Origin of the sequence: Bradyrhizobium algeriense (assembly GCF_036924595.1) — a bacterium.
Classification (GTDB): domain Bacteria; phylum Pseudomonadota; class Alphaproteobacteria; order Rhizobiales; family Xanthobacteraceae; genus Bradyrhizobium; species Bradyrhizobium algeriense.
Window position 1 is genome coordinate 764985 of sequence record NZ_JAZHRV010000001.1, and the last position, 15555, is coordinate 780539.

At 60.9% G+C, this 15555-nt stretch carries 15 protein-coding genes; 11 read left to right on the forward strand and 4 right to left on the reverse strand.

Annotated features, from left to right (window positions below):
* Window positions 1-21 precede the first annotated feature (21 nt).
* From V1286_RS03725 to V1286_RS03740, 4 genes are read left to right on the forward strand one after another with little or no spacing between them, the layout of a single operon-like run.
* Window positions 22-876, forward strand: coding sequence for an ABC transporter permease (locus V1286_RS03725; protein WP_334477657.1), 855 nt, complete (start codon window positions 22-24; stop codon window positions 874-876).
* Window positions 873-1688, forward strand: a complete 816-nt coding sequence (locus V1286_RS03730; RefSeq protein ID WP_334477658.1) for an ABC transporter permease — start codon at window positions 873-875, stop codon at window positions 1686-1688. The genes V1286_RS03725 and V1286_RS03730 overlap by 4 nt, the downstream gene beginning before the upstream one ends.
* Window positions 1672-2541 carry an ABC transporter ATP-binding protein gene (locus tag V1286_RS03735; protein ID WP_334477660.1) on the forward strand — a complete coding sequence of 290 codons (870 nt, stop codon included), beginning with the start codon at window positions 1672-1674 and terminating at the stop codon, window positions 2539-2541. Before V1286_RS03730 ends, V1286_RS03735 begins: the two co-directional genes overlap by 17 nt.
* 19 nt (window positions 2542-2560) lie before the next feature.
* The gene (locus tag V1286_RS03740; protein WP_334477662.1) at window positions 2561-2821 is read left to right on the forward strand and encodes a TOBE domain-containing protein; all 261 of its coding nucleotides are present in this window, start codon (window positions 2561-2563) and stop codon (window positions 2819-2821) included.
* Between the two features lie 11 nt (window positions 2822-2832).
* On the opposite strand, the gene V1286_RS03745 is transcribed toward V1286_RS03740, so the two are convergent.
* Window positions 2833-3486, reverse strand: coding sequence for a DUF1028 domain-containing protein (locus V1286_RS03745; protein WP_334477663.1), 654 nt, complete (start codon window positions 3484-3486; stop codon window positions 2833-2835).
* A gap of 287 nt (window positions 3487-3773) precedes the next feature.
* Here V1286_RS03745 and V1286_RS03750 point away from each other — a divergent pair, with 287 nt between their 5' ends.
* The 7 genes from V1286_RS03750 (at window position 3774) to V1286_RS03780 (ending at window position 12282) form a co-directional block, all read left to right on the forward strand.
* Window positions 3774-4118: a M20/M25/M40 family metallo-hydrolase gene (locus V1286_RS03750; RefSeq protein ID WP_334477665.1), complete on the forward strand. Its 345-nt coding sequence runs from the start codon at window positions 3774-3776 to the stop codon at window positions 4116-4118.
* A gap of 130 nt (window positions 4119-4248) precedes the next feature.
* Window positions 4249-4674 carry a GlcG/HbpS family heme-binding protein gene (locus V1286_RS03755; RefSeq protein ID WP_334477667.1) on the forward strand — a complete coding sequence of 142 codons (426 nt, stop codon included), beginning with the start codon at window positions 4249-4251 and terminating at the stop codon, window positions 4672-4674.
* Window positions 4671-5033 carry a glutathione S-transferase N-terminal domain-containing protein gene (locus V1286_RS03760; RefSeq protein ID WP_334477668.1) on the forward strand — a complete coding sequence of 121 codons (363 nt, stop codon included), beginning with the start codon at window positions 4671-4673 and terminating at the stop codon, window positions 5031-5033. The genes V1286_RS03755 and V1286_RS03760 overlap by 4 nt, the downstream gene beginning before the upstream one ends.
* A gap of 449 nt (window positions 5034-5482) precedes the next feature.
* Entirely contained in the window at window positions 5483-7564 is a 2082-nt protein-coding gene (locus V1286_RS03765) for a TonB-dependent receptor family protein (protein ID WP_334477670.1), read from the forward strand.
* 34 nt (window positions 7565-7598) lie between these two features.
* Window positions 7599-11483 carry a cobaltochelatase subunit CobN gene (gene cobN, locus V1286_RS03770; RefSeq protein ID WP_334477672.1) on the forward strand — a complete coding sequence of 1295 codons (3885 nt, stop codon included), beginning with the start codon at window positions 7599-7601 and terminating at the stop codon, window positions 11481-11483.
* Window positions 11444-11959 carry a MotA/TolQ/ExbB proton channel family protein gene (locus V1286_RS03775; RefSeq protein ID WP_334477674.1) on the forward strand — a complete coding sequence of 172 codons (516 nt, stop codon included), beginning with the start codon at window positions 11444-11446 and terminating at the stop codon, window positions 11957-11959. Before cobN ends, V1286_RS03775 begins: the two co-directional genes overlap by 40 nt.
* Window positions 11959-12282, forward strand: a complete 324-nt coding sequence (locus V1286_RS03780; protein ID WP_247831473.1) for a DUF2149 domain-containing protein — start codon at window positions 11959-11961, stop codon at window positions 12280-12282. Before V1286_RS03775 ends, V1286_RS03780 begins: the two co-directional genes overlap by 1 nt.
* 228 nt (window positions 12283-12510) lie before the next feature.
* On the opposite strand, the gene fabF is transcribed toward V1286_RS03780, so the two are convergent.
* From fabF to V1286_RS03795, 3 genes are all read right to left on the reverse strand, one after another.
* A complete protein-coding gene (gene fabF / locus V1286_RS03785; RefSeq protein ID WP_334477676.1) occupies window positions 12511-13767 on the reverse strand; it encodes a beta-ketoacyl-ACP synthase II in 1257 nt (418 codons plus the stop codon).
* Between the two features lie 227 nt (window positions 13768-13994).
* Complete coding sequence (locus V1286_RS03790) at window positions 13995-14846, reverse strand: alpha/beta fold hydrolase (protein WP_334477678.1); 852 nt, start codon at window positions 14844-14846, stop codon at window positions 13995-13997.
* Window positions 14847-14880: 34 nt separating this feature from the next.
* On the reverse strand, window positions 14881-15459 hold the full coding sequence (locus V1286_RS03795) for a TetR/AcrR family transcriptional regulator (RefSeq protein WP_334477680.1): 579 nt from the start codon (window positions 15457-15459) through the stop codon (window positions 14881-14883).
* Between the last annotated feature and the right edge of the window lie 96 nt (window positions 15460-15555).

Consider the following 15555-nt stretch of genomic DNA (forward strand, 5'->3'; position numbering starts at 1 on the left):
TTTCCCAACTCGAGTTTGTCCATGAACGCGCGTCCATTCCTGGGATGGTTCGTTTCGCCGGCCGGCCTCGTCGCCGTGGGGCTGCTCGCGGCGATGCTTGCCGTGTTCCAGTACAGCGTGCGGGCTTATATCCCTGGTACGCTGGAGGTCGGTGGGTACACTTGGGCGAATTTCGAGGCCATGCTGCGGCCGCTCTATGCCCTGGCATTCTGGAATACGGTGCTCATCTGTTTCGAAACGGCGGTGTTCACACTGCTTCTGGCCTATCCGCTGGCCTATGCGTTGACGCGCACCAGCAACTCGGCGCTGCGCTCCTTCATCCTGATCGTGTCAGTCACGCCGCTGTTTCTGGGAGAGGTGGTGCGGACCTATTCCTGGATGATCGTGCTCGGCAATAACGGCTTCTTGAATACGCTGCTGCTCAAGCTCGGCGTACTGGATCGCCCGGTGCAGATGATGTTCACCGGCGGCGGCGTGGTCGCCGCGCTGGTGCATGTGACGATGCCGATCATGGTTATCATGCTGGCTGCGGCGCTGTCGCATATCGACCGCAACTACGAGAAGGCCGCCGAAAGTCTCGGCGCCGGCCCGATCCGCATCTTCATGACCATCACGCTGCCGCTATCGATGCCCGGAATTGTTGCCGGCTTCTCGACGGCATTCGCCTGGACCTTCAGCGCCTTCGCGACACCGCAGCTGATTGGCGGTGGCCGCGTCAGTACGGTGTCGACGCTGATCTATCAGCTCGGCTTCTCGTCGTTCAATTTCCCCTTCGCCGCCAGCCTCTCCATCATCGGCCTCGCGCTGTCGCTGGCCGTGATCGCGCTGCTGAAGAAGGCCGCGAGCCCACTCGAGCGCATGGCGGGCACGAAATGAAGCGCTCGCCCGGTGCCTTGCTGTTGCGATGGTCGGGACGCGTCCTCGTCGCCGCCATTCTTCTGTTCGTTCTGCTGCCGGGCGTCGTGGTGGCGATCTCGGCCTTCAACGATCGGGCGATCCTGCAATTTCCGCCGCAGTCCTGGTCGCTGCGCTGGTTCTGGCGCGCCTTCTCCTATGCCGATTTCGCCAAGGGCTTCTGGAACGGCCTGACGGTGACTGTGTGGGCGTCCAGCATTGCCGTCGTGGTGGGCTCGGCCTTTGCCTTCGCCATTCATCGCTACAAATTCGCGCTCAGGGATTTTCTCGAAGGCATTCTGCTGTCTCCGCTGATCATTCCGCATTACACGATCGGTCTCGGCGTGCTCATCCTCGCCTCGCAGACGGGTATCGGACGTGGCTTTCCGCTCGTCATCTTCGCCCACGTGGTAATGGTGCTGCCCTTCGTGATGCGCAGCACGTATATTTCACTGGAGAATCTCGACACCCGGCTCGAACTGGCGGCGTCCAGCCTTGGCGCGACGCCGCTGCGGATCCTGTTCACCGTGACGATTCCGCTCCTGATTCCGGGCCTGCTGAGCGGCTGGCTGTTCGCGGCAATTCTGTCGTTCAACGAATTCACGGCAACTTTGTTCGTAAGCAGCCAGGCCACCCAGACGCTGCCGGTCGCCATGTATAATTACGTCCGCGAATTCGCGGATCCGACCCTCGCCGCACTGTCGGTCATTTACATCGTTGTGACCGCAACTTTGCTCACGATTGCCAATTCCTTCCTGGGCCTCGGAAAAATTCTGAATGTTGATGCGCACTGATCAGATGACTGCGAGCACGCCAGCCCCGGCAAGCGACAAGATCCGGCCGGCCGTGCAGCTCGATGGCGTCACCAAGCGCTTCGGCGATTCCGTCGCGCTGCATGAGGCCTGGCTCAAGATCCAACCGAGCGAGTTCATGACCTTGCTGGGACCATCCGGCTGCGGAAAGACGACGCTGCTCAATCTCGTCGCTGGTTTTCTTGGAGCCGACAATGGCGAGATCTTCATCGAAGGCGCTCTGGTGACCGAGACCCCCGCGCATATGCGCGAGATCGGCATTGTTTTCCAGAACTATGCGCTGTTTCCGCATATGAGCGTCGCCCACAACGTCGCTTACGGCTTGAAGACCCGCGGCATCGAGAAGAAGGAAATCGCGCGCCGGGTCGACGAGGCGCTTGCGCTCGTCAAGCTCACAGGCTTCGCCGACCGCAAGCCAAGACAGCTGTCTGGCGGCCAGCAGCAGCGTGTCGCGCTCGCACGCGCGCTCGTGATCAAGCCGAAAGTCCTGCTGCTTGATGAACCGTTCTCGGCGCTCGACAAGAACCTTCGCGGTTCCATGCAGGTCGAGCTCAAGCAGATCCAGCGCGAGCTCGGCGTCACTACGATCTTCGTCACCCACGATCAGGGCGAGGCGCTGTCGATGTCAGATCGCATCGCGGTGATGTCGGCCGGGCGCATTCGTCAGATCGCCGCACCGGACGATATCTATCGTCGGCCCGCCGATCGCTTCGTCGCCTCCTTCGTCGGTGATGCTAATCTTCTCAACGGTCGGCTCGTTGAGCGGCGCGGCGATGTCGCGATGGTCTCGATTGGTGATGTGCGCGCCAGTGTTCCTGCAGCCGTCCATTGCTGAAATATCTGTTGGCGATGTCGTGGACGTCTTCGTACGGCCGGAACATCTTTCCGTGACGTCGCGCGGAGCCTCCGGTTCGCTGCCTGGTACAGTGATGACGCAGGTCTTTCAGGGCGGTCATGTGGATCTCTATATCGACGCGCCGGGAAGCGCGCATGATCGCATTCTGGTGCGCGTGCCGGGAATTGCCGCGCTGTCGTCATGTCCTGTCGGAGCCGAGATCGGATTGACGATTGGTTCCGACGATATCGTGGCGTTTCCCCCGGGCGAGGCGCCGTGAGGCGAGCCCGTTTAGAAAGATGGCGCTGCGCCCGGATTCATCGCGCGTGCGATATAGTCTTTCTGCTGCGGCCGGTAGCGTTCCCACAGTGCGCGCAATTCGCCGATCGGCGTATCGTGCCAGTCGACACGCAGATCGACCACCGGCCAATCGAAGATGTGAGCCACATGCAGGCCTGCGGCATGTTCGTCGTCGGTTTCGCCGCCGGCATCGAGGCCGGCTTCCAGCGCCGACATCAATCGCTCCGCCAGCGACTGGCCGGCGGTCTCCTCAAAACGTGCGATCATCACGCTGGGCACCTTCTCATCAACAAGCAGATTGCCGAGCGCGAGGCAGCCGGTGCCTTGTGCGATCGCTGCGGTTGGCAGCGCCTGTGTGCCGGAATGCCATGCCACCTGACCATAGCGGTCGATCACGCCGACCTGCCGCCACGTCGGCTGCGGCGTACCGAGCGTCAAGTTGTTGAGCACTGCAGCCGCACCAAAACCCTGACGCAACTGCGCGAGACCGGTCGGGCCAAGCGCCGGGTCGGTCGCATTCTGCGACACCACGAGGCCCAGAGGTCCTACCCAGGCGCAACGCGCCGGCACGGCAATGCTGGACGAGGTGATGGCAATGCCGAACGCGCCGGTCTCCGGACAGCGCGCCGAGATGGAATAGGTCATCGTGATGCTCCCGCAATTGTAAAAGTACTGGAACTATAGATGATCAATAAGGTAGCTCAAATACTTTGCGAGCTGATCAGTATTGAAAGTATAAGTGCGAATTCGAATCTCGATATCATCGCATATATCGAGAAGATACTTGCGTCGTCCGGTGTCTCCGCGCGGTGTGTGCTATCGTCCGATGGACGCAAGGCGTCGTTGCTCGCGACCATTGGTCAGGCGGATAGGCCGGGACTTGTTCTCTCAGCGCATACGGATGTGGTGCCGGTGGAGGGCCAGGCTGGACCGTGCCGCCATTCGCGGGCGTCATTCGCAATCAACGCATCTATGGCCGCGGCGCCACCGATATGAAGGGCTTTCTGGCGGTGGTGCTCGCCAACGTGCCGCGTCTCAAAGAGGTGGCGTCTGTCGCGCCGGTGCATCTGGCATTCTCCTATGACGAAGAGGTGGGATGCCGCGGCGCCCCGGATCTCGTGCGTGTGCTCATGCAATCGGTCGCGCCGACGGCACTCGCCATCGTCGGCGACGGGGAAAAGACGGCGATCGCTGTTGCACTCCGTGCCGAGGTGCTGCCACTGGTCGCGTCCGGTGCGGTGAGGCCCCCCGATCTGGCGCCAGTTACCACTCAGTGACGCGCCGCAAGCCCATCGCATTCTGGAAGCCAATGAGAATATCGGCAAAGTCCTGCTACTGCCGGCCGGTGCTACCTCGTGAGCGGCAACGTCGAATTCAAGCGCTGCACTTCGATACTGGAGCTGTCCAATGGCGACGACTAACCCGTCTCTCAAACTGACACACGAGGGTGCGCTCAAGGCGCTGGCTGGTGCCATAGCCAAAGCGGAAGAGCTGAGTGTGGCACAGAACATCACGATCGTCGACGACGGCGGCAATCTTCTGGCTTTTGTTTGGATGGACGGCGCCAAATTGCTGTCGCGCGAAACATCGATGTCTAAGGCCGTCACTGCCGCGTCGCACCGTCAACCGACTTCGCGGCTCGATCCAACCAACGAGATCAAACTTGCCATCGCGGGTGGAGGCCGGTTCACCAACCTCGAAGGCGGACTGCCGATCGTGATTGCAGGCCAATGCGTCGGAGCGGTCGGCGTCGGGTCGGGCACCGGCGCGCAAGATGTCGAAGTAGCGCGCGCGGCGCTGGCGGCCATCGAAGCGGAGGATCAGAAGCCATGAGTGACAAGATCGAACTGTTCTATGCGCCGACGTCGCCTTATGTCCGCAAAGTCATGGCCTGTGCGATTGAGCTCGGCATTGCCGACCGTATCGTCAAACTGCCGAGTGCGGCACATCCGTTGAAGCGTGACGAACGCATCGCAGCCTTCAACCCGCTGGCGAAGGTACCGGCGGCTAAGCTCGCGGACGGTGCCTTGCTGTTCGATAGCCGTGTGATCTGTGAATATCTTGACGATCTCGCGCATGGCGCGCTGTTTCCCGCGGGCCGGAGCGCTGGCAGGTTCTCACCGAGCAGGCCCTCGGTGACGGCCTGCTCGATGCTGCGCTGCTCACGCGCTATACCGCGCGATGCTTCCTAGACCTTCATAGCCCATCGTCCCACTCCCTGATGTGTAACAATGTACGTTGACCTTGACATCGTCGCCCGATACAGGAACGTTATGTTATAACATTACAATGCTGGGGACTGATCTTGAAGTTGTGGGGCGATTTGAGGGGGCGTCGGCCAAAAAACGGGCGGGCGGGTCGATTTAGTGCGGGTTTGGTTGCACATTTGGTGGGTTTTGGTGCCGGTTCCATTCAGGCACAAGAGGCGGCCGCTCCCCCCGCAAATACTGTTCTTCTTGAGACGATCACCGTACAGGCGCCCGCGCGACGTCCCGCGCCCCCGACGACTGCGGCTCGCAGCCGCCCCGCCGGCCGCGCGGCTGACTCCGCACTGCCAATTCCGCGGGGTGAGATCCCGAACAATCCGGCCCCTTTCGAAGCCCAGCGCGAGCGCTTCCTGCGCAGGCCGGGCGCCGAGGCGGTGGTTTCCGTTACACGACAGGACCCCGGCAATCAGGCGGACATTCGCGAAGCGCTCGAGCAAACGCCTGGAGTCTATGTCACCGACAAGGGCGAAAACGGGCAGGGCACGATTTCGATGCGTGGCAGTGACTCGTCGCAAACGGGCCCGCGCAGCGGTCGCGGCGTGCGCGCCTTCATCGACGGCGTACCGCTAGGCCGCATCGAAAGCGGCAATACACCGTCGATCTTCGATCTCAAGGCGGCGGATTACATCGAGGTCTATCGTGGCGCGAACAGCCTGCGCTATGGCGCGCTCGCCACCGGCGGCGCGATCAATCTCGTCTCCAAGACGGGCCTCACTGCTCCAGGTGCAGCGATCTCCGGCGCGTTCGGAAGCTACGGAAATCTGCAGGGCCAGCTTGAATACGGTGGAGCCAAAGACAATTTCGACTACTATCTTCAGACGAACGCCTATCACAACAGGGGATACGAGTACTTTTCTCAGAACGATTCGAAGCGCTTCAGCGGCAACATTGGCTGGCGTCCCAACGACATCGTCGACAGCCGCACCTATGTTGCGATCGGAAGCAACAAGCAGGAATTGCCGACCAGTATTCCACTCAATCAACTGTCGACCTATCGCCAAAGCGGATACGACCCCGGCAACACGTCGTTCCCTTACAATTTGCGCGCCGATTTCGATTACGCCCGCATAGTCAACAAGACCGTGTTTCGGGTCGGATCGACGTCCTTCGAGATCGCGCCGTACTACATCGCAACAGCCTTCGATCATCTGCCGTCGCCGCGCGCCGGCATCGTCGATGTGGCGTGGAAGGATCATGGTGTCTCGTTCCGCCTGGAACAGAAGGGGGAAATCGCCGGCAAGCCGCTGGAGTTGGTTGCTGGCTACCGCCCGACCTATGAAACCGCCCGATATCGGGACTTCCAGTGGGTGCCCGGATCGTCGGGCAATCAGAAGGCCGCGCTCGTCTACAACGACGCCTTCACGTCATGGCTGCACGAAAGTTACGCGGAAGCAGCACTCGAAGTCTTGCCGCGCGTGCGCCTCTTCACCGGTTTGCAGGCCTTCTGGACCAATCGCACGCTGAAGGACGAGTACAGCGGTCCTGTCATCGCCGGTGGCCTGTTTGGCCCGGGCAGTTCGAACGGCCGCCGCAACTACGATCGCGAATTTGAGGCCGTCAATCCGAAGTTTGGCGCAAACTGGGAGTACCTCTCCAACCATTTCCTTTACGGCAATATCTCGCGAAGCACCGAGGTGCCTAACAGCGGTGACATCTTCTCGCTGCTCGGCATCGAGCAGACCGTGAACGGATTCAACAATCCGAAGGTGCAACTCGCCCTGACGGATCGGCTTCGCATGCAGAAAGCGTGGACGACGGAGGTCGGTGTGCGCGGCGGGTGGGACCGCTTCAATTACGACGTAACACTCTATCACATGCAGCTGCGCGACGAGATTCTGTCGCAATGCGCGCTTGGCCTCATCCCGCTTTCCCGCCTGACCCCCGGCCAGCGAGCGCAAGTGAACGGACAATACGCTTGCGGCCTCTCGGGAAGTCAGGCGGCCTTCAACGCCGACCGCACCATCCACGACGGGATCGAGACAGCTTTCCGCACCCGCCCGTTCGTGGATGTCTTCAATCCCGGCGACCACGTCTTCCTGAATGCCGTCTACAACTTCAACCACTTCCGTTTCGACAATGATGCGCTGTTCGGGAGCAGCGCGCTTCCCGTCATTCCGAAGCAACAGGCCTTCGGCGAATTAGGCTACCGTCACCCCTCCGGATTCTATGTATCGGGCAACATCCGCTACATCGGTGAGCGCTACACCACCTTCGACAATTCGGGCGGCAATGCCTTCATCGTGCCGGCTTATGCGCTCTATGGCGCGAAGCTGGGATGGAAAGCGCCCGATAATTCGCTCACGCTATGGTTCGAGGCACGCAATCTCACCGATGTGGCCTATGTGGGCGACTTCACACCGAGCTTGCGGGCAGCAGACATCGCCGCCGGAACACCGTCGGTTTATCCGGGCACCGGTCGCGCCTTCTACGCAGGCTTCACCAAGCGTTTCTATTGAGGGTATTCCCGTGGGACGCCATTTCGCTTCAGCGTTGCTCCTGGCCTTTGTCCTCGTCGCCGGGGCGGGAGAGGCCTTTTCGCAGGATGTACGTCCGAACGCTTCAGCACGCACGAACGTGGTGCGCATCATCACCGATGACTTTGTGCTTCCCGGAAAGCTCGACAAACTGGCGGGTTTCGCGGGGGCGCAGGGACTGACGCTGGAAAGTGTCTTTGTCGCCCGCACACCGGGTTCGCCCGCCGATTGGATCGGCGGCGCGGGTCTGGTCATTCTCGACACGCCGCGCCCGATGGACCTGGCGCGCGTCCAGGAAAGCGTCGGCTCAGCATTGAAAGACACGACGGTACCGTGGATACGGGTCGGTGGAGGACCTCCGGCCTTCGGCAATCTCCCCCCGCTGATCGCGCGTCGCCTGATGGCCTATTACAGCCACGGCGGGGAGGACAATCTCAAAGCGCTTTTCGAATTCTGGGCCGCCTTACGCGATGGCCGCGATCCTACGCATATTGCGTCGCCGACCCCTCTTCCTTCGACCGGCATTTATCACCCCGATGCGCCTGCGGCCTTTATGTCCGTCGCAGATTACCTGCGTTGGGCAGAAGGCCGGGTCACCAGACCCAAAGGGCGTATCGGTATCGCGATCTATCCGGGCTTGATCGCGAACATGGAAACGAAAGTCGTCGATGCGATGATCCGCCAGAGTGAGAGTCGCGGATTGGTGCCGATGGCGTTCTGGTTCGAGGCGGCCGACCCGCAAGGACTGGAAAAGCTGCTCGTCCCCGCAAAGGCCGACACGCTTGTCATCGCAACCCACATGCAAAACGGCTCAGCGCGCAGTGCGGAATTCCTCAAGCTCGGAATTCCCGTCGTCCAGGTCGTAAATTACCGCGAAGGCGACGCTGACGCGTGGGATCGTGCCGAAAGCGGCATGGCCGCGCCGCTCGTCGCAGCGTTCCTTGCCGTTCCCGAAGGATGGGGTGCGAGCGATCCGCTGGTGGTCGACGCGCTACACAATGGCGAGCCCGCTCCCATTCAAAAGCAGATCGAAGCGCTTCTCGGCAAACTCGAACGGCTTGTCGCCCTGCGTCACACGCCGGCTGATCAAAAGAAGCTCGCGGCCATGTTCTGGAACTACCCGCCGGGAGAGAAGAACTTCTCCGCCTCCAACCTCAATATTCCAAGGAGCCTTGAGAAGGTAACGGCTGCGCTTGCGAAGGCGGGTTATGCCGTCAAACCGACAAGTGAGGCCGATTTGATCGAAGCCGGGCAAGCCATGCTGGCAGGCTACTACCGGCCCGAGACCCTGGATGCCTTGCGCGAGCGTGGGTTGACCGGAACGTTGCCCGTTCGAGCCTACCGTTCGTGGCTGGACGCGCTGCCCGCACAGCGGAAATCAGAGCTCTTGGCAAAATGGGGAGAGCCCGAGCAGCACTCCGCCGTGCGCGATATCGGGGGCGAAGAGCAGTTCGTCATTCCGCGCTTCGAGATGGGGAAGCTCACCATCATGCCGCAGCCGCCGCGCGGCGGAAGGCCAGGCGAAAATTATCACGACACGAAGCAGCCGCCCGATCACGCCTATCTCGCGACGTATCTCTATGTGCGAGAGACGCTGGGCGCGGACGCGCTTATCCATCTCGGTACTCATGGAACGCAGGAATGGACACCCGGGAAAGATCGCGGTCTTTCGGTTCACGATTATCCCATGCTGGCCGTCGGCAACATGCCGGTGATCTATCCCTACATTCAAGACAATGTTGCCGAAGCCATCCAGGCCAAACGCCGCGGCCGCGCCGTCACGGTCAGTCACCAGACGCCGGCCTTCGCGCCCGCTGGCCTCTATGACGAGCTGCGCGACCTGCATACGAAGATCCACGAATTCATGCAGCTCGAGAACGGCGCGGTGAAAGAGCAGACCGGCGAAGACATCCGAAAGGCCGTCGTCAAACATAACTATCATCGCGACATGGGCTGGGACGAGAAAGCCGTCGACGGTGACTTCCCGAAATTCCTGTCGGAACTACACGATCATCTGCACGAATTGGCCCAACACGCCATGCCGCTCGGGCTTCACACCTTCGGCGAGCCGTCTTCGCCGGATGAGCGTCTTTCGACGGTCATGCAGCAACTCGGGCAGCCCTTCTACAAAAAGCTCGGCACGGAGCCTGAAGAGTTTTTCGCCGTCGACTTCAAGGCGCTGCAAGATAGCGCGCCTTACAAGCTCCTCCGCCGCCACCTTCGCGAAGGGGTGCCGGTCGAAACCCTCGCCGACCCGGAGCTTGCCGACGCCATCAAACGAGCGGTCGGCCTCGATCTCAATCTTCAGCATCCCGGGGAGATCGAAGGACTCCTCCTGGCGCTTGGCGGCGGCTTTGTTCCTCCCGGTGCGGGCGGCGACCCAATCCGCAATCCCGATATGGCAAGCGGACGCAACCTGTTTGCCTTCGAGCCTGACAAGGTGCCGACCCGTGTGGCCCACGAAGCCGGGGCGAAAGCCTTGCAGCAGCTAATCGAAGCCTATCGCAAGGATCACCAAGGCGAGACACCGCGCAAACTCGCCTTCAGCATGTGGGGCTCCGAGACGATGCGGCATCTCGGCATCGTCGAGAGCCAGATACTTCACGCGCTTGGGCTCAGGCCGGTCTGGAATAGCGGTGGCCGCCTGACGGCGCTCGCCATCATCCCGCGGCAGGAGCTCGGACGTCCGCGCATTGACGTCGTGATGCAGATCACCAGCGTCTATCGCGACCAGTTTGACAGTTTCATGCGGAAGCTGGCGGACGCGATCGAACAGCTCGCGCAACTCGACGAGGGCGACAATCCCTTGTTCCAGAACACCCGCGCATCGGCTGAGCGCCTGGTCGCTCAAGGCCAGCCCAGGGAACGGGCGCTTCAACTGGCCAGGCTGCGCATGTTCAGCAACGCCATGGGCGACTACGGCACGGGCCTGCCGGAGGCCGTGTTGAAATCGGCGTCGTGGGAGAAGGATTCAAGCCTCGCCGAAGCGTTTCTTGGCCGCACGCAATACGCCTACGGCTCGAAGCTCTGGGGCATCCGTGGAGATGGGGAAACCAACCTGTTCGCCGAGCAGCTCAAAGGCGTTCAGGCCGCCGTTCTGTCGCGTTCCTCCAAACTGCACGGCATTCTCGCGACAGACCATCCGTTCGAATTTCTCGGTGGCTTGTCGCTGGCGATCCGGCACCTCGATGGCGCTTCACCGTCGCTCTACATCGCGGACCTTCGCGAAAAGACCACGCGCATCACATCGGCGGCACGTTTTCTCTCCGATGAAACCCGTTCGCGGTATTTCAACCCGCACTGGATCTCGACGATGCAGAAAGAAGGCTATGCCGGCACGCTCGAAATCCTCAATGCCGTGAACAATCTCTGGGGTTGGCAAGTCGTCGACCCCACTATGGTGCGCGCCGATCAATGGCAAACCGTACACGACACGTTCATACGCGACATTCGCGATCTCAAGCTCGGAGCGTGGTTTGAACAACACAATCCGACGGCGCAGCTCCAGATCATAGAACGCATGATCGAAGCTATTCGGAAAGGCTATTGGGATGCACCGGAACACACTCGCCGCGAGTTGGTCGCGCGCGTCGACGAGTTGGCCCAGAAGAATGTCCTCATGGGCGAGAAGCCGACAAAAGCCTTCGTCGACCAGATGGGGGCCGGGTTTGGTATCGCGCGCCCGTCACAACAACCGCCGCCGGCCGCTGCCAAGCAGGCCGAGATCAATCCCCCACAGACCGTGACCGGTCCTGTACTTGAGCCGGTCGTCGCCGGGGCCGGGGAGAGCCGATCATGGTGGCACAGTGCTATGGCGCTTCTCATGATGCTGGCTTGCTTCGGCGCAGGCCTCTACGTGCAATGGCGCCGGAACAGCTTGGCAGCTTTAGGAAATGCCTGATGTCGACGTTTGAATCCGCTCTTTATGAGATCGCGAAGCTCTTCCTCTTTCCCGTTCTAGTCTTGATCGTCAGCGCGCTGCTTTACGCCTTGGTCGCGCTGGGCGCGTTCGTCATGGAAGCGTGGCAACGGTGGCGCGGCACTTACCGGTCGCAGCTTGCGGCGCACCAGAGCAAGACGAACGCCGTCAGCGACGATCTCGAAATCTGGATTCTCCGGCGGCTGGAATGGCTGCGCGTGGTGTCCCGAAGTGCGCCCATGCTCGGACTTGTCGCGACCATGATCCCGATGGGGCCTGCGCTGCTGGCGCTGACGCGGAACGATGCGCGAGGCGTCGGCGAGAATTTCGTGGTGGCCTTCTCTGCGGTCATCCTGGCGCTCATCAGCGCCTCCATAACCTATTTTATCCTGACGGTGCGCCGCCGCTGGCTGCTCGAGGAGTTGCGTGCTTTCGAGCGCGAGAAGGGAATGTCTTAATGCGTTTCCTTGAAGAGGGCGAAAGCGACGATCCGATCCTCTCGCTGGTCAACCTGATCGACGTCTTTCTCGTCGTCGTGGCGATGCTGATGATTATCATCGTCCGCAATCCGCTCAATCCGTTCTCGAACCAGAGCGTCGTTGTCGTCGAGAACCCTGGCAAGGCCGACATGAAGATAACTGTGAAGGAGGGTCGCGAGCTGACCCGCTACCAAACCAACGGCTCCATCGGCGAGGGCGAGGGCATCCGCGCCGGCATCACCTACCGGCTGCCGGATGGCCGTATGATTTATGTACCGGAAGGTAAGGATGACATGCGTTGAGGCGGGGAGGCATCCAGTCTGGCCACGCGTCCGCGGCGCATTGCTCGATAGCTGCCCTTGAACGAGGCAAGCTACAAATTTGCGCCGATCACTTGTCGGAGATTCAATTCGCGAAATGAGCGATATGGAATGAGCGAGTGGCCGACCGACAGGCAAGCGATGCGAAAGATACTCGTCCCAAGCGTTCGAAAGGGGCGTTGGCGTGGAGCTACCGGCAGTTCTTCATTGCTAACGTCGAAAGATGATGCTGGCGTTGACGCCTCCGAAGCCGAATCCATTCGAAATCGCATGCTCTATCGTCATGCGCCTGGCCTCACGAGAGACGAGGTCGACGCCTTCGGCGGCCGCGTCGCTATTCTCAAGATTGAGAGTGGGCGGCGCGACCTGGTCGCGTAACGCGAGGATCGTGAAGATCGCTTCCGCTCCCCCGGCTGCGCCGAGCAGATGACCGGTCGCTGATTTGGTGGCGCTCACGGCAATTTTTCGGTCGCGGCCGAACACGGATTTGATCGCTTCCAGTTCGGAAACGTCGCCGACTGGCGTCGAAGTTGAATGGGCGTTGAGATGCTGGATGTCGCCGGGCTTGAGGCCGGCCTGCCTCAAGGCGCCTTCCATCGCACGTCGCGCGCCGTCGCCGTCCTCGGGCCCTGACGTGATGTGGTAGGCATCAGCGGTCGTCCCATAGCCGACGATTTCGGCGATCGGCTCGGCGCCGCGGCGGATCGCGTGTTCCAACTCTTCAATGACGAGGATACCGGCACCTTCGCCCATGACGAAGCCGTCGCGGTCGCGATCAAAGGGCCGGGACGCTCGCGCCGGCGTTTCGTTGAAGCTCGTCGAAAGGGCACGGGCGGCGGCGAAGCCGCCGAGGCTCACGAGATCGATGCAGGCTTCCGAGCCACCGCAAATTGCAACGTCCGCTTCTTCGGTTCGGATGAGGCGTGCGGCATCGCCGATCGCCTGCACGCTCGCAGCGCAAGCGGTAACCGGCGTACCGATGGGACCCTTGAAGCCGTAGCGGATGGAGATATGACCGGCCGCGAGATTTGCCAGAAAGGACGGCACGGTGAAGGGCGAGAGGCGCTTAACTCCGCGCTGATCGGTGGTGCGAACCGCCTCGACGATGGCGGGAAAGCCTCCGATGCCCGATGCGATCACGGTCGCCGTGCGCTCGAGCGAGTGTGCGTCGGAAGGCGTCCATGCCGCTTGCGCTATGGCCTCGGCCGTGGCGGCCAGTGCGAACAGGATGAAGCGATCCATCCTTCGTTGATCTTTGGGGGCAACGATCATATCCGGATCGAAACCACCGTACGGGTCGTCGGCTTTCATTGGGACGATTCCGGCAACTCGTGCGGGAAGGGTGGCCGCCCACTCCGGGAGTGCGGCAAGTCCTGAGCGGGCCGAGAGCAGCCGGGACCATGCCAATTCGCTGCCGCAACCCAGCGGTGATACCAATCCCAATCCAGTAACGACGACGCGACGCATGATCAGTGACTTTCGAATTCGGCTTGGCGACCGGTTAAGCCGGCAATCTCATCTGCTTGCGAAGGCTCTTGTCGAACATCCGTTCAGGGACGAACGACGTTCGCAACACGCTATTCCAGCTCAAACATGTATTCGCCGCGCGGATCATTATGCCTGGACTTCAGCCCGGTGATTCAAGCTCTCAGGGGCTTGAACGTGATGGCACACTCTTGTGCTGATCATTGCGGTCATTCTGTCTCCATTATCACGCGGGCCAGCTCCGACGGATTTTCAACAGCTGAGAAGTGGCCGGTATTCTTGAGCGTAACCATCTGCGAGGCAGGAATCAGCGACCGTGTGCGTTCGCGTTCATTTGGCCGAGACCAATCGCTATCGCCATAAATGAGGGTCACAGGCGCCGAGATTTGCCGATAGTAATCGCGTGCCTTGCTCCAGGATCGCCAGCCTGCCAGCACTTTGCGTGCGATCCGCTTGTATCCCGGGCGGTGAGCTACTTCATCGAACTCGGCTAGCAAATCGGTCGGCAGTTTGCGCGGGTCGTGATATCCGCCGCCCATGATCTTGCCGAGGACCATCTTGTTTTCGAGCGATGCATTTATCGCGCCGAGCACCGGGATCTGCAAACTTCCGATGATAAAATTCGCGAACCAGTTGCCGCGTCGAATGCCGTCCCCGTAGCGGGTCTCGTAGTCGTAGGGGTTGATCGCATAGACCCGTTTCACCCGCTGCGGAAGCGACGCCGACACTGTAAGGGCCAATGTCCCGCCGATCGACTCGCCAACAACCGTGACGGCCGAGAGGTTTAGCTCCTCGATGAAGCGAATGACGGCCTGCCTGAAGTAGGGTTCGTCGAAGCTCGCACCTGGATCTATTGGTGAGTGTCCGTGGCCTGGGAGGTCAATGGCGTACACCGTGTGCGATCCCGCGAGCAGGGGCGCCAGACTGCGGAAATATTCGAGCTGCGTCCGGATCGTATGTATGAGAAGTAGCGGAGGCCCGCTGCCGATCTTTTGGAAACGCAGGCTAAGCGTATCCGATATTTTGAGCAAACTTGGTTTGGCTTTTGTCACGCTAAGCATTCGATCTCTCCTGTGCTTTGAGGGGCGCGATCTTTCAAGCGGCGGCGGCTTCTCGGACCTGTTTGACTGCTGCATCCAGAATCGCCCGAGCCAAATCCGGATCGTTGACCACTCGCGATAGCGTCACCGCACCGACCATCGTCGTGAGAATGGCCATGGCCTTGCCACTGGACTCCTCGCCGCCGGTCTCGGCAATGAACCGGCCGAGCACTTCGAGATGCGCCTTGATTCCGGCTTCGAATGCCGCCTTCACGTCGGATCCCTGTCTGGCGGCATCCGCGCCGAGCGCCACAATCGGGCAGCCGTCCATCTTTTCTTCGCGATGGTCACCACTGAGGTAAAACGCAATCACCGCGCCGAGCGGATCATCAGGATTTTTCTCGGCCGCATCCGACCATCGGCCGGAAGCACTCTCCAATGCGCGCTTGGACGCCTCTACCGCCAGATCCTCTTTTGAGGCGAACTGCTTGTAGAAGGCACCTTGGGTTAGGCCGGCCGCCTTCATCAGATCCTTGAGCCCGATGCCATCAAAGCCGCGCTCCCTGAAGAGGCGACTCGCCACATTGATCACGGTTTGGCGGTTCTCCGCGGCTTGAATGCGACTCACCCGCATCTTGGACCTCCATTTGGATTTTGGTCGAACTCTATAACTCAGATAGAGTTCGAACGCAATCTATCAAGTGGGGCATGGCGGAATCTGAGGCCCCCC

Bases quoted from the DNA above. Each gene is read 5' to 3' on its own strand.
- V1286_RS03795 (WP_334477680.1), bottom strand. From the start codon at position 15,459: ATGCGGGTGAGTCGCATTCAAGCCGCGGAGAACCGCCAAACCGTGATC.
- fabF (WP_334477676.1), bottom strand. From the start codon at position 13,767: ATGCGTCGCGTCGTCGTTACTGGATTGGGATTGGTATCACCGCTGGGT.
- V1286_RS03730 (WP_334477658.1), top strand. From the start codon at position 873: ATGAAGCGCTCGCCCGGTGCCTTGCTGTTGCGATGGTCGGGACGCGTC.
- V1286_RS03755 (WP_334477667.1), top strand. From the start codon at position 4,249: ATGGCGACGACTAACCCGTCTCTCAAACTGACACACGAGGGTGCGCTC.
- V1286_RS03735 (WP_334477660.1), top strand. From the start codon at position 1,672: ATGTTGATGCGCACTGATCAGATGACTGCGAGCACGCCAGCCCCGGCA.
- V1286_RS03745 (WP_334477663.1), bottom strand. From the start codon at position 3,486: ATGACCTATTCCATCTCGGCGCGCTGTCCGGAGACCGGCGCGTTCGGC.
- V1286_RS03790 (WP_334477678.1), bottom strand. From the start codon at position 14,846: ATGCTTAGCGTGACAAAAGCCAAACCAAGTTTGCTCAAAATATCGGAT.
- V1286_RS03725 (WP_334477657.1), top strand. From the start codon at position 22: ATGAACGCGCGTCCATTCCTGGGATGGTTCGTTTCGCCGGCCGGCCTC.
- V1286_RS03780 (WP_247831473.1), top strand. From the start codon at position 11,959: ATGCGTTTCCTTGAAGAGGGCGAAAGCGACGATCCGATCCTCTCGCTG.
- V1286_RS03775 (WP_334477674.1), top strand. From the start codon at position 11,444: ATGGCGCCGGAACAGCTTGGCAGCTTTAGGAAATGCCTGATGTCGACG.
- V1286_RS03760 (WP_334477668.1), top strand. From the start codon at position 4,671: ATGAGTGACAAGATCGAACTGTTCTATGCGCCGACGTCGCCTTATGTC.